This window comes from Brevibacillus reuszeri (assembly GCF_001187725.1).
Lineage (GTDB): Bacteria > Bacillota > Bacilli > Brevibacillales > Brevibacillaceae > Brevibacillus > Brevibacillus reuszeri.
This window is the reverse complement of sequence record NZ_LGIQ01000009.1, coordinates 1,426,838-1,439,810: the sequence shown is the minus strand read 5'-3', so window position 1 is coordinate 1,439,810 and position 12,973 is coordinate 1,426,838. Positions and strand designations below refer to the sequence as shown.

Below are 12,973 nucleotides of genomic sequence, written 5' to 3'. Positions count from 1 at the left end.
CTAGGCTTGAATCGTACAACTGTCCGTATTGCGGGCAGTTGTTTTTTGTTCATCAGAAGTCGCATTCCAATCCACGCGTGAGCTTCTCCAGGCTGCGAACAGGACGATGAAGCCAGCGATGACAAACACCGTGATGAGTGAGGTCGCCTGCATAAGTGGTCCAGCCAGGAAAGAGCCAATCATCATCAGCCCAACGAGAAGCGGCATGATGGTTCCATTAACGCGTCCTACATAAGCTTCATCAACGAGCTTGATCATGCGCATCCCGATCACGATTTCTAAAAAGGCCATGCCGACACCGGTGAAGAAACGCATCGTTGCAGTCACGTATACCCACACAGAGAGTGCTTCGATTACGACGGAGAGGGCGAAAAAAATCAAACCTCCAGTAACGATATGTCGTCCGTTTAGCTGCTTGTGGCACGCTGATGCCAGGATACCGCCAAGCAGCATGCCAAGTCCCTCCAGGGCGACAAACCATTGAATGGATTCTTTGGATAGGTGGAGCCGATCTGTAACCACAAAAACCTCGAGTGGATTGATCAGCCCGGAGCCAAGACCGAGGCAGGCAAAAGAGATGGAAATTCCTTTCAGGGACGGATTTTGCTTGACGTAAGTAACCCCTGCCTTGATATCGGATAACAGGGAGCTGTCCTCTTCACGTACGTTTGCTCCCGATGTCGGAAGCGTTGTTAAGATAAGCGTAGAGATGAGAAATAACACCGCCATCGTCATGAGCGAAGGGTAAATGCCCCCATGTTCATAGAAAAAGCTGCCGATAATCGGACCGGCGAGAAGGAATATTGCCCCCATGCTTTGTGAAATGGAGACGGCGACTCCAACATGCTCCTCAGGAACGTGACGCTTGATCAATTTGGAGGAGGAAGGCTGGGAAAATTGAGAGACGATTGCGGAGATAAAGGTGGCAAAAAAGACGGCAACCCAAAGTCCTTTCCACAGCAAGAAGACAATCACGAAAACGGATAAAGCGCTGAGCAGGTTCCCTGTGATCATTGTCCGCTTCGGATTCCAGCGATCAGCCAAGGCTCCGCCGATGATAGAAAAGAGCAAGATCGGAACAAGCTCGATCGCAGTCAAGAGAGAAACCGCGATCGGATTGTTGCCGCTGATTTCCATGACATAATAAAGCAGGGCCATATTTCGAATCCAGATCCCGATGTTCTCCAGCGTATCTGTGATAAAAACGGTTAAAAAGATGCGGTTTCCCCATAATTCTTTCATGATATTGATTCACTCCTTTTAATTAAACCGAACGCTCGGTCTAATTTTGTTTGAAAAAAAAGCTACCTGGCAACAATACCATGCAGCATGACATCAATTCCTCGCTTCATCAGCGAATGCAGACGCTCTTCTTCGAATTGGAAGCCGACATTTATCAGTCCGTTTAACAGTCCCTCGTAGATCATTGCGAGCTCAGCAGGATCACCTTTTGCAAACTCCCCGTTTTCCATACCCTCTTGGAAAAGGGAGATATACAACGTATAGGTGGAGCCGAGAATCTCCATTACCTGATCCATGATGGCCGGGTCAGCTAATTGGCTGCCAGAGAACTCTTCACCAGCTCTTTTTAATGGATGGGACAAAAAATCGTCAATGATAAAAGTCCCAAGTCCATACAGCTTTTCAATCGAGGTGGAGTACTCCTTCTCTTTTTGCTGCCACAGCTCAATAAACTCCTGATACTGCTTTTCTAGTAAGAACAGGAACAATTGCTCCTTGTTTTTAAAATGATAGTAGAGGCTTCCCTTGCTGGCTCCGGTTGCCTGGCAAATGTCTTCGATCGATGTTGCGGAATAGCCTTTTTGGGAAAACAACTCGGTAGCTTTTTCAGCGATATGTAGCTTTGTTTTCTCTCCGTCAAGCCGGCGTTTGGACATGGTAAGCCTACTCCTTTTATTAGACTGAACGTTCGGTTTAGATTTAGTCTACTGGATCGTGTGAAGAAGTGCAAGTGTCATTACTCTATCCGATTGAGAAATTGTGCCTGTGGAGAAACTGGATAGAAGAATGGAAAGGGAGAGAGCGATGCAGATTGGATGTCATGTAAGTATCCGCAACGGATATGTAGAGGCAGCGAAAACGGCGTACAGACTTGGAGCGAGCTCCTTTCAGTTCTTTCCAAAAAATCCGCGCAGCCTGGGAGTGAAAGCATTCGATGCACGGGATGCAGAAGCATGTCGTTTGTACTGTGCGGAAAAGAAGCTGCTGTCTATCGCCCATACAGCGTATCCCGTAAACCTTTGTACAATCGATCCAGAGCTTGCCCAGATAACGAGGAAATCAGTACGAAATGATCTAGCCATCGCGGAAGCTTGCGGGGCTATCGGCGTAGTTGTTCATTTTGGTCATTATAAAGGCGCGGATGTGCTCGAGGGGTACAAGCTGATGATCGAGATGGTAAATGAAATTCTCGATGGCTGGGAAGGCAAGGCTAAGCTGCTTATTGAGAACAATGCCGGGCAGGGGAGTCGGATGGGTACGACGCTTGAAGAGCTGACACAGGTACGCGAGCTGCTTGCCGAGCCACACAAGGCAGGCTTTTGCCTGGATACATGTCACGGCTTCGCCAGTGGATTATGGGACGGGAGCAATTGGGAGCAGGTCGCGGATAAAATGCGTGACTTAAACTATTTCTCCAGCTTGTGTGCGGTGCATGTAAACGATTCGATCTACCCGGCAAACTCCTTTCGAGATCGTCATGCGCAGATTGGCAAGGGGATGATTGGCGATGAGGCATTTGCTGCATTTCTGCGGACACCTGAATTACAAGGCTTGCCGCTTGTATTGGAGACGCCAAAAACGGGAGAAGACAGTCATGCAGAGGAAATCAGGCATGTGCAACAGCTGGCAGGTAATTGGCAGGGTTGACCCAGTTGTGGTACAGTGTGAGTTGATGTGGTGAACAATGGGAGGAGTACCTATGACAAAACGAGTCAAAGTGACAATCGCGGATTTTGCTCCGCTTAAAGAGAATTTGAACAACCCGGAGGAGCTGGCTCTGTACGAGACAGCAAACGGGAATATATACGATGCGGAAATCGAGCATGACGGCTATGCTATTGTTGATGTCACGGAGGAAGACTATATTGAGCTTGCACCGGGCGAATATCAGCTGATGATTGAAGAGTGGGTGAATGCTGGACAAATCGGGGAGCTCACCTTGCAAACAAAATCTGACCCTGCAGATGACAAGGCTCTCTTGTACCGAAGTGTTGATGCGAGCGGGAACGAAGTGCAAGCGCCGCAGTCATTGTCTAAGCAGGCGGTAGAAATGGTAGCAAACACATGGTTTGGCAAAAAGAAGAAGGCCGAAATCGAAGGGTAAGTCAAGGAGAACAGTTAGACGATTTGAGCCAGGGAGTCCAATTGATTCTAGAGGACGATCCACAGCCTCCTTTCGATACGGTTCACCAAAGAAAGCTCCAGCGCCAATGGTTGAACAAATAAGAGGAATGCTTCAAGCGTTTGCACAGCAGGAGCCTGCGAAATAAATATCCATGACAAAAACAGCCGGTACTTCCTTGATAAAAGGGAAGTATCGGCTTTTGTTTTGACCTTCATTTCCTCTGGTTTAGACCAATGAATCGCCTGACAGCCCTTGGTTAGATTGTATCGTCCTCAATGTCCAGCTGGATTTCATACTTTTTGATCCTACGCATTAAAAGCGACTGGGTAATGCCGAGAGCAGCAGCCGTTTTTCGGGTCGTTTTGTGAATACGCAAGGCTTGCATGATAAATTCGATTTCGATTTTTTCCATACGATCAGTCAGCGGTAGAGAGCCCAGTGTGAGCAGGCCATCCTCGAGCTCGCGGATGCTGCGCATTTCTTCCGGCAAATCGGTGACGTGAATTTCATCGAGCTTGGACGTGATAACGATACGCTCGACCAAATTTTCCAGCTCGCGGACATTTCCTGGCCAGTCATATTGGTGCAAAACATCCAGGACCTCCGAGGTAAACCTTCTTTTCTGGTTATGCTTGCGGTTGAATTTCTGCAAATTATGATGCAGTAGCGGGAATACATCGTCTTTTCGCTCGCGCAAAGGCGGTACATGGATCGGCAAAATATTAAGGCGATAGTACAGATCATGTCTGAATTTACCCAGCCGCACCAGCTCCTGAAGATTGGCATTGGTGGCAGCTATGATTCGAATGTCAGCCGTATAGGTTTTGGTGCCGCCAATGGGCATAAACGTTTTATTTTGCAGGAGCAACAGTAGCTTTGACTGTAGGTGGTAGGGAAGCTCGCTTATTTCGTCCAGAAACAGCGTCCCTTTATCCGCCATTTTCACCAAGCCGATTTTTCCTGAGTGGCTGGCCCCTGTAAACGCCCCCTTGTGGTAGCCGAACAGCTCAGATTCGATCAAGGTTTCAGGAATAGCGCTGCAGTTGACATGGATGAACGGTCCGCTGCTGCGCTCACTCAACTGATGTATTTGTTCAGCGAGATAGCTTTTTCCTACACCTGTTTCCCCTCGAATTAAGACGGTAGTATCGATGGGCGCGACTTTTTTCATCAACTCCAAAAGGGCGAGGTAAGACCGACTGTTCCCGATCAAGGTTTGAGAAGAGCTTTGGCTAGCTTCCCACTTCATCTGCTGGATTTCTTCGCTGTAACGCTTGAGCAATGCAACCGTTTCTTCCAACTGCGAGCTGGCACGTGCTGCCTCGGTAATATCCCGGGAATGGGCGACAATTAACTCGGGCTTCCCATCCTCATCAGGGATGATATGCCCGGTCACCAAAAACTTTCCTTTGCTATTGACCATTTGAATGGTAGTGGTTGGCTTCCCGGACTCCAGAACCAGTCGGGTAACAGAAGGATTAAAAATCCCCATTTCTTCTAAATCGGTCACATTTTTTCCGATAATCTCGGATTTCGGTATGCCACATAAATTTTCACTCGCATTGTTCAGCCATAACGTGGTTCCTTGCGCATCAGAAATGAATATACCGTCTGCCAGCGCATTGAGAATATCAATAAAACGACCGATTGAGGACAAAGCTAGTATCTCCGCATCTTTCTCCAAATGAATAGCTCCCCCCATTTTTCAACTGATTGTACAGGATCATACTGCTGATTGTATAGTGAATCGATTTTAAAAAGAAGTGAGTCGAAATAGATTCATACGAAAAGAAAGCATTTCTCGCTATTTTCGGTTCGAAAGTGAATTGACTTCGATTCAATAAAAAGACACCGCTTTCACAATATTCGTCATAATTCAGCTTTTTTCGAGTTGGCATAGAATTTGCAAAATGATGAGAGACGTAAGCGACTTACACGAGACTAAGAGAGATAAGGAATTGCATGCTATGTTGTCGAAACTGGTGACGCGCGAACAAGCTGTAGAGTATGTACAGAATGGTAGCCGGCTAATGCACGGTGGCTTCGGTACGATTGGTTCACCTGCATTATTGATTGATACGATCTTGCAGAAGGGCGTACACAGCTTGACGCTCATTGGGATTGATACCGGATATCCGCAAGTGGGAATCGGCAAACTGATCAGTCATAGGCGGGTGAGACACTTGATTACTACGCATATCGGCTCCAATCCCGAAGCCGGTCAGCAAATGATGGACGGGGAACTCGAAGTGACGTTTTATTCACAAGGGATTCTCGCAGAAAAGATTCGTGCGGGAGGCGTTGGTATTCCCGGAATCATTGTAGATGCGAACATGGGAGGAGAGAGGACGGGAGGAGGAGAGCCAGTCATTGTTGCGGGAAGACCCTGTCTCATTGAACCGGCGATTACGGCGGAGGTTGGGATCGTCTATGCAAAGCAAGCGGACACATACGGAAATCTTATCTATGACAAAACAGCGAGGAACCTGAATCCGTTGGTAGCCATGGCTTCTGATATCACCATCGCTGAGGTAGAGGAAATCGTTCCAGTAGGAGAATTGGACCCGGAAAAGATCGTGACGCCCGGCATTTTCGTAGACTGGATCGTCACGCGCAGCGGAGGGAGCTTGTAATGGGGCTAGGAATGGATCAGCGAAACATGATCGCCAGGCGCGCAGCCAAAGAGATAGCTCCTGGAATGGCCGTTAATCTGGGGATCGGGATTCCCGAGCTGGTCGCAGATTTTATCCCGAATGAATGGCACGTGATGTTTCACTCGGTAAATGGAATCCTCGGGCTTGGTCCAACGCCACTGCAGGGGGAAGAAGATCAGCATATATCCAATGCGGGTGGAACGCCTGTTACTGTTGTGCCTGGGGCATCGTACTTCGACAGCACCATTGCATATGGCATGATCCGCAGGAGAAAGCTCGATGTAGCTTTCATCGGAGCCTTACAGGTGAACCGCAAAGGCGACTTGGCAAACTGGATTGTTCCCGGATCGCGCGTCCATGGTTTCGGTGGCGGAGCCGAACTGGCCTACTACGCGAAAAAAGTGATTGTCCTGATGAGTCATGTGGATCCGAGTGGCGAGCCGAAAATTCGCAAGGAATGCACATTGCCGCTGACTGCAAAAGGATGTGTCGATTTGATTATCACAGAGCGGGCAGTCATTGAAGTCACTCAGAATGGATTGCTGTTGACTGAGGTCATGTACCCGTATTCTTTGGAAAATGTCGTTTTGCATACCGGAGTGACCTTGAACATTTCAGAAAATTTACAACTGGCAGAGTAGCGAAATAAGAAAACGCTACCAAATAAATAAGGGGGCCAATAAAAATGAAAAAAACAATCAAAACGATCGCAAGTGTAGTATTCTCCATGTCACTTCTCGTGGGATGTAGCCAAGGAGCTGCTCCTGGCAACAATGGGGGACAAGCAGGTGCACCATCCGGTGAAGCTTCTTCTATGACGAAAGAGGCGGGTGTGTTCATTTTCGCCGCTTCTGGTGAATATCAGCCATTCAGCTATTTTAAAGACGCGCAATTGACCGGCTTTGATATTGAAATCGGCAATGAAATCGCCAAGCGCTTGGGTCTTGAGCCGAAGGCAGTGACTTCTCCTTTTTCAGGAATTATCGCCGGGGTAAAAGAAGGACGTTACGATGCGGCTATTGCGAGTCATGCGATTACAGAAGAGCGGAAGCAGCAGATCGATTTCGCTGACCCGTACTACTTGTCCGGTGGTCAATTGTTCACACGTCCAGACGGCACGATCACTACCCTGGAAGAGTTGAAAGGCAAGGAAGTGGCGGTAGCTCTGGGTACAACCCATGAAAAGATGGCTCGGGAATATACGGATAATATTAAAACGTATGACAGTGATGTAACCGCTCTGCGTGCAATGGAGCAGGGAAAGCATGATGTCGTGATTACAGATAGTGTCGTTGGAGAAATTGCCATTCAACAAGGTCTGAAGATTAAGAAAAGCGGTGCAGCGCTGTCCGAGGTTCAGCATGGAATCGCTGTACGCAAAGGAAATACAGAACTTTTGAACAAGATCAACGAAGCGTTGAAGCAAATGCATGAAGACGGTAGCTACGCAAAGCTGAGTGAAAAGTATTTCAATCGTGACATCAGCAAAAACGAATAGTCTGTTTCATTCCACATATCGCCTGCCGTACCTCTGGACACAAAGGCACGGCAGGTGAATACCATTACAAGCGAGGGGTGGCATCGAGTGCCCAGTTTTGCACATCTGACTGAAGAGTTTTTCCGTACATTGCCGTTTTTTTGGAAGCCATTGCTCCTGACGTTCGAGTTGACGATCGCTTCCGTTATTGTGGGATCAATTATCGGGCTATTTGTCGCTCTCATGAAGGTATCCAAGATCCGCGTGGCTGCGATTATCGCTAACGTTTATATTATGGTCATCCGCGGAACACCGCTTATCGTACAGATTTTTGTCCTCTATTTTGGCTTTTATAAAGTCATCGATCTTGGTCAATTTTGGTCAGCTGCCCTTGCACTCGCGATTCACAGTGGAGCTTACATCGCAGAGATTTTCCGGGGTTCGATCCAGTCAATTGATAAAGGACAGATGGAGGCAGGGCTGTCTTTGGGGATGTCCGGTCGCCAAACCATGCGCCGAATCATTTTGCCACAAGCGTTGAAACGGTCCATTCCGCCACTCGGCAACCAGTTTATTCTGTCACTTAAGGAGTCGTCTCTGGCAGCATTCATCGCAATGGACGAGCTGTTCTCTCTGGCACGTCGCCTGTCTGCGGAAACCTTTGATGAAATGACGTATTTTTTGATCGTGGCCTTTTACTACCTGGTGGTTGTCATGATATTTACGTATGTTGTCCACCTGATGGAAAAGCGTTTGGCAAAAGGAGACGCGTAGAGCGCTGGGGGGAAAACGATGGAGAACAAACAAGAAATGATTCGTGTGCAAAACATGAAGAAAAGCTTTGGTCAGGTAGAAGTTCTGAGGGACATTACCTTGCAAGTAAACAAGGGTGAGGTCGTGGTCCTGATTGGAGCCAGTGGATCGGGAAAGAGCACTTTGATCCGATGCATCAATTTTCTGGAGACAAAAAGCGGCGGAGAAATATTCATTGAAGGAAAAAGCATCGATCCGAAAAAGGACGATTTGACGAAAGTGCGTCAAAAGGTGGGCATGGTATTCCAGCACTTCAACCTGTTTCCACACAAAACCGTTTTGGAAAACATCATGGAGGCACCTTTAATTGCGAAAAAGGCGGACAAGGAAGAAACGAAGCAGGAAGCACTCCGTCTGTTGCAGAAGGTAGGTCTGTCGGATAAGTCGAATGTCTATCCGTCCAGCCTCTCTGGTGGTCAGAAGCAACGCGTGGCAATCGCGCGATCGCTTGCGATGAAGCCCGAGATCATGTTGTTTGACGAACCGACGTCAGCGCTTGATCCAGAGCTGGTAGGGGAAGTGCTGGAGACGATGAAGCAGCTTGCCCAGGAAGGAATGACGATGATCATCGTTACGCATGAGATGGGATTCGCCAAAGAAGTGGCTGACTGGGTTGCCTTTATGAATCAGGGCAGGATTGTGGAGATGGCCCGCCCTCAGGAGATTTTTAACAATCCAAAAGAGGAACGCACGAGAGAATTTTTGAACCGGGTCTTGTAGATTGACAAAATGAAAGGGAGCATTGGTATGAGAGAAGTCGTAATCGTATCCGGAGTGCGCAGCGCGGTTGGAGCCTTCGGGAAAAGTCTGCGGGATGTTCCAGCAACAGAGCTGGGACGTCAGGTTTTGGAAGGCTTGATGAAGAAGACAGATTTTCCTAAGCAGGAAGTCAATGAGGTCATTTTTGGCAATGGCTATGTACATGGGGGAGGATTGAATGCTGCCCGTATCAGCTCGCAGCTAGCCGGATTTCCCCGCAGTGTGTACGGACATATTGTCATCAAAGCTTGCGGCTCGGGGCTAAAAGCAATTGGAAGTGCTGCTCTGGCGATTACTGCGGGACAAGAAGACGTAGTGATTGCGGGAGGCGTGGAGAGTATGAGCAACGTTCCCTATTTAGTAAAGAATCGCTGGGGGAGCAAGTTCGGTAACTTGACCATGGAGGATGCGCTTTTGTCCGATGGCTTGATCTGCTCGCTAGAAGGTGAGCATATGGGCATAACCGCAGAAAGGCTTGCTGTACAGTACGGTATTTCTCGTGAAGAGCAGGACCGATTTGCCTACGAAAGTCACAAAAAGGCAGCGGCCGCAATCGAAGCGGGAAAATTCGTGAGTGAGATTGTGCCGATTGAAATCAAGGATCGCAAAGGAACTCGAGTTTTTGAACAGGACGAATCGGTGCGACTGGATATCAAGCTGGAGGAGCTTGCAAAGCTGCGCAGTGTTTTCCAAAAAGAGGGGACAGTCACCGCAGGCAATGCTTGTCCGATGAACGATGGTGCAGCAGCCGTTTTGATGATGTCTCGCGAAAAGGCAGCTCACGCCGGATTGAAGCCGCTTGTGAAAATTAAAGCTTTTGCCAGTGCAGGTGTCGAACCAGGCGTAATGGGGATTGGGCCAGTGCCAGCGACACATAAAGCCCTGGAAAAGGCGGGCTTGACACTGGATGAGATTGGACTTATCGAATTGAACGAGGCTTTTGCCGCTCAAGCGCTGTCAGTGATCAAAAGCCTGGAGCTAGACGAGAGCAAAGTAAATGTAAACGGGGGAGCGATTGCCTTGGGCCATCCGGTTGGAGCGACTGGCGCAAAGCTGACTGTGACTCTGATAAACGAAATGCTTCGCAGACAAGAAAAATATGGCATGGTGACGCTTTGCATGGCAGGCGGGATGGGCATGTCTGTAATATATGAAAACCTGACACTCTAATCAGTACGGATGGACTTCAGGAGAACAAAAGCCGGTGCTTCCTATCGAGAGGAATGCAGCCGGCTTTTGTATGGTTTCAGCAAATGGATGGTGATTACATTTCTTCTGGTGCAGCCAGTCCCATGAGTCGCAAGCCTTCCTTGAGGACGCAAACAACTGCAGCTACGAGCTGGAGGCGAGAAGCCTTGATGTCTTCTTCTTCCGCGAGAATGCGGACATTGGCATAAAATTTGTTGAAGGATTGAGCGAGATCGATTACATATTTTCCGATTTGCGATGGATCGAAGTTTGCCGCAGCACGATCAATCACTTCCGGGAAGCTGTTTAACAAGGTAATGACAGCCCATGCTTCCTTACTATCCAAAGAACCTGGAGTTAGGCTTGCTGAAGACGAAGGCTGGTAATTTCCTTTACGTAATAGCGAGCATGCGCGAGCGTGGGTGTATTGTACGTATGGACCTGTTTCTCCTTCGAAGGTGAGCATTTCTTCCCAAGAGAAGTTAATGTCGTTCAGACGGAAGTTTTTCAAGTCATGGAAAATAACTGCACCCACGCCAACTTGGCGAGCAACCTCTTCTTTGTTTGCCAAGGAAGGATTTTTCTCCTCGATCACTTTTTGTACATCCGCAATCGCTTGGGCCAAAACTTCTTCTAACAGAACAACCTTCCCTTTGCGAGTAGACATTTTTTTGCCGTCCTTGAGCATCATGCCGAACGGGATGTGATGCATGTCTGCCGACCAGGAGTAACCCATTTTCTCCAGCACTTTGTAAAGCTGTTGGAAGTGGAGGCGTTGTTCGTTACCTACAACGTAAAGCGCCTTGGCGAAATCGTATGATTCGTGGCGGAACAATGCGGCGGCCAAATCACGTGTAGCGTACAAGGTAGCGCCGTCCGATTTTTTGATCAGACATGGCGGCATGTTGTATTCATCGAGAGAGACTACCATCGCCCCATCTGATTCGGTCAGCAGACCTTTTTCCTCCAGCAGGGTAACTACGCGATCCATTTTGTCGTTGTAAAAGGCTTCGCCATTGGTAGAGTCGAACGACACGTTCATCAGGTCGTAAATTTTCATGAACTCCTTGAGCGATTCTTCGCGGAACCATGTCCACAGATGTTCAGCCTCTGCGTCGCCGTCCTCCAGCTTTTTAAACCACTCACGGCCTTGGTCTTCCAGAGTAGAATCGTTCTCTACTTCTTCATGGAAGCGTACATACAGGCTCAGCAGCTCCTTAATCGGCTCGGCTTTTACTTTCTCCTCATCACCCCAGAGTCGATAAGCGACGATCAGCTTACCGAACTGTGTGCCCCAGTCACCCAGGTGATTGATCCGTACAGGCTGATAGCCTTGCTTTTCCATAATGTTTGCGATCGCGTTTCCGATCACGGTAGAGCGCAGATGTCCCATCGAAAACGGTTTGGCGATGTTCGGGGAAGAGAGGTCAATTGGAACCTTGCGACCTTGTCCGAGGTTGCTGTCACCGTACTCGCTTCCTTGTCCGAGAATGGTTCCAATTACTTGAACCGCTACGTCTTCTTGATCCAGGAAGAGGTTTACATACGGTCCTACTGCTGTCGCTTCCTTCAGAGGTGAGCCAGTGATTTGACCAGCCAGCTCAGCTGCGATCATAGGCGGAGCCTTGCGCAGTGCTTTTGCCAATTGGAAGCAAGGGAATGCGATATCACCCATAGCAGGGTTTGGTGGTGTTTCGAGCATGGCGTACACGTTTTCCGAGGTAAAGGTGTCTACGCCAAGTGTTGTGAGCGCTGAAGCAATCTTTTCAGCAACTTGATGTTTGTAGCTCATCATGATTTCTCCTTTCGATTGTAAAACGGTTCGGAACCCAAGAAAAAACAAAAAAACCTCTACGTCTCCTGTAAAAAGAGACGAGAGGTTGTTCTCCCGCGGTGCCACTCTTGTTGTTTTTGCCGCACGAACCATAACGGGCAAAAACCGCTTAACCTGCTGTAACGGGCAGTCCCGGCAAAACCCTACACGATCCGGTTGTCTATACGCACAACCAGGATGTTCAGGCAGCATCTCCGAGGGGCGCTTCCTCACAATGTGAACGCATCGGGCTCGCACCATCCCCGACTCGCTTTGGCTTCATAAATGGAGTACTATCCTCATCAACGATTCGCTTTGTCTCTTGCATTATAGCTGTTTGCTACCCTTGTTCGCAACACACTCTTCGTTTTTTCATCGATGATATACTTCGGTCAGGGTTGTTTTAAGATTTTGTCCAACGCAGCGAAGTATTCCTTTGTCAGCTTTTCTTTTTCTTCAGCGCTCAGGTTCTCGGAATCAGCCCATTGCTGCTTGAATTGCTCCAGTTGCTCCAGCATGGCCAGCTCGGCCGCAGCTTCTTCCTCCAGATCATAATTTTCGGAAGGATCAAATGGAATCAACCGATTATCGTTGCCGCTGCGCAAGTAAGAGGTACGCCAATTTTCTGGAAAGCGATAAGCTTGCTCCCCAAACATATATCCGAGAACATCATCAGAGTCGATTGGCAAAAAATGATCGTAATCGTCTCTTCGGCCACCCTCTGATAAATTTATGTGGGAGAGGAAGTAGCGGAGGTAATGCTCGCCTGTTTCCGGATTTTTGACAACGGAATATGTTTCAAACTCGGATTTCTCCAGCTCCTTGAGCGTCTCCAGACAGGAGATAAATTCGTCTTTATCGCGAGGGAGTAATGAGTCCATAATCATATCGTCCTTTCGATT

At 48.4% G+C, this 12,973-nt stretch carries 13 protein-coding genes; 8 read left to right on the top strand and 5 right to left on the bottom strand.

What is annotated here, in order from left to right:
• The gene (locus ADS79_RS21190) at positions 1-1,242 is read right to left on the bottom strand and encodes an MFS transporter (RefSeq protein ID WP_049740359.1); all 1,242 of its coding nucleotides are present in this window, start codon (positions 1,240-1,242) and stop codon (positions 1-3) included.
• 62 nt (positions 1,243-1,304) lie between these two features.
• Entirely contained in the window at positions 1,305-1,898 is a 594-nt protein-coding gene (locus ADS79_RS21185) for a TetR/AcrR family transcriptional regulator (RefSeq protein WP_049740358.1), read from the bottom strand.
• Between the two features lie 148 nt (positions 1,899-2,046).
• Here ADS79_RS21185 and ADS79_RS21180 point away from each other — a divergent pair, with 148 nt between their 5' ends.
• Positions 2,047-2,889, top strand: a complete 843-nt coding sequence (locus ADS79_RS21180; RefSeq protein WP_049740357.1) for a deoxyribonuclease IV — start codon at positions 2,047-2,049, stop codon at positions 2,887-2,889.
• A 52-nt stretch (positions 2,890-2,941) separates the two neighbouring features.
• Complete coding sequence (locus tag ADS79_RS21175; RefSeq protein WP_049740356.1) at positions 2,942-3,346, top strand: hypothetical protein; 405 nt, start codon at positions 2,942-2,944, stop codon at positions 3,344-3,346.
• Positions 3,347-3,623: 277 nt separating this feature from the next.
• Here ADS79_RS21175 and ADS79_RS21170 read toward each other — a convergent pair whose 3' ends face one another.
• Positions 3,624-5,051: a sigma-54 interaction domain-containing protein gene (locus tag ADS79_RS21170; protein WP_049740355.1), complete on the bottom strand. Its 1,428-nt coding sequence runs from the start codon at positions 5,049-5,051 to the stop codon at positions 3,624-3,626.
• A 283-nt stretch (positions 5,052-5,334) separates the two neighbouring features.
• On the opposite strand from ADS79_RS21170, the gene ADS79_RS21165 reads away from it, so the two are divergent.
• The 6 genes from ADS79_RS21165 (at position 5,335) to ADS79_RS21140 (ending at position 10,240) form a co-directional block, all read left to right on the top strand.
• The gene (locus tag ADS79_RS21165; RefSeq protein ID WP_049740354.1) at positions 5,335-6,000 is read left to right on the top strand and encodes a CoA transferase subunit A; all 666 of its coding nucleotides are present in this window, start codon (positions 5,335-5,337) and stop codon (positions 5,998-6,000) included.
• Positions 6,000-6,662 carry a 3-oxoacid CoA-transferase subunit B gene (locus ADS79_RS21160; protein WP_049740353.1) on the top strand — a complete coding sequence of 221 codons (663 nt, stop codon included), beginning with the start codon at positions 6,000-6,002 and terminating at the stop codon, positions 6,660-6,662. The genes ADS79_RS21165 and ADS79_RS21160 overlap by 1 nt, the downstream gene beginning before the upstream one ends.
• 44 nt (positions 6,663-6,706) lie before the next feature.
• Complete coding sequence (locus ADS79_RS21155; protein ID WP_049740352.1) at positions 6,707-7,519, top strand: transporter substrate-binding domain-containing protein; 813 nt, start codon at positions 6,707-6,709, stop codon at positions 7,517-7,519.
• A gap of 87 nt (positions 7,520-7,606) precedes the next feature.
• Positions 7,607-8,272: an amino acid ABC transporter permease gene (locus ADS79_RS21150; protein WP_049740351.1), complete on the top strand. Its 666-nt coding sequence runs from the start codon at positions 7,607-7,609 to the stop codon at positions 8,270-8,272.
• Between the two features lie 18 nt (positions 8,273-8,290).
• Entirely contained in the window at positions 8,291-9,031 is a 741-nt protein-coding gene (locus tag ADS79_RS21145) for an amino acid ABC transporter ATP-binding protein (protein WP_049740350.1), read from the top strand.
• A 27-nt stretch (positions 9,032-9,058) separates the two neighbouring features.
• Positions 9,059-10,240, top strand: coding sequence for a thiolase family protein (locus ADS79_RS21140; RefSeq protein ID WP_049740349.1), 1,182 nt, complete (start codon positions 9,059-9,061; stop codon positions 10,238-10,240).
• A gap of 94 nt (positions 10,241-10,334) precedes the next feature.
• Here ADS79_RS21140 and argS read toward each other — a convergent pair whose 3' ends face one another.
• Positions 10,335-12,050 (bottom strand): arginine--tRNA ligase, encoded by a 1,716-nt coding sequence (gene argS, locus ADS79_RS21135; RefSeq protein ID WP_049740348.1) that lies wholly within the window; start codon positions 12,048-12,050, stop codon positions 10,335-10,337.
• Positions 12,051-12,463: 413 nt separating this feature from the next.
• Positions 12,464-12,952: a hypothetical protein gene (locus ADS79_RS21130; protein ID WP_049741091.1), complete on the bottom strand. Its 489-nt coding sequence runs from the start codon at positions 12,950-12,952 to the stop codon at positions 12,464-12,466.
• Positions 12,953-12,973: the final 21 nt, after the last annotated feature.

Coding starts and splice junctions, on each gene's coding strand:
- ADS79_RS21180 (WP_049740357.1), top strand. CDS start 2,047: ATGCAGATTGGATGTCATGTAAGTATCCGCAACGGATATGTAGAGGCA.
- ADS79_RS21145 (WP_049740350.1), top strand. CDS start 8,291: ATGGAGAACAAACAAGAAATGATTCGTGTGCAAAACATGAAGAAAAGC.
- ADS79_RS21130 (WP_049741091.1), bottom strand. CDS start 12,952: ATGGACTCATTACTCCCTCGCGATAAAGACGAATTTATCTCCTGTCTG.
- ADS79_RS21155 (WP_049740352.1), top strand. CDS start 6,707: ATGAAAAAAACAATCAAAACGATCGCAAGTGTAGTATTCTCCATGTCA.
- ADS79_RS21175 (WP_049740356.1), top strand. CDS start 2,942: ATGACAAAACGAGTCAAAGTGACAATCGCGGATTTTGCTCCGCTTAAA.
- argS (WP_049740348.1), bottom strand. CDS start 12,050: ATGAGCTACAAACATCAAGTTGCTGAAAAGATTGCTTCAGCGCTCACA.
- ADS79_RS21190 (WP_049740359.1), bottom strand. CDS start 1,242: ATGAAAGAATTATGGGGAAACCGCATCTTTTTAACCGTTTTTATCACA.
- ADS79_RS21140 (WP_049740349.1), top strand. CDS start 9,059: ATGAGAGAAGTCGTAATCGTATCCGGAGTGCGCAGCGCGGTTGGAGCC.
- ADS79_RS21185 (WP_049740358.1), bottom strand. CDS start 1,898: ATGTCCAAACGCCGGCTTGACGGAGAGAAAACAAAGCTACATATCGCT.
- ADS79_RS21165 (WP_049740354.1), top strand. CDS start 5,335: ATGTTGTCGAAACTGGTGACGCGCGAACAAGCTGTAGAGTATGTACAG.
- ADS79_RS21160 (WP_049740353.1), top strand. CDS start 6,000: ATGGGGCTAGGAATGGATCAGCGAAACATGATCGCCAGGCGCGCAGCC.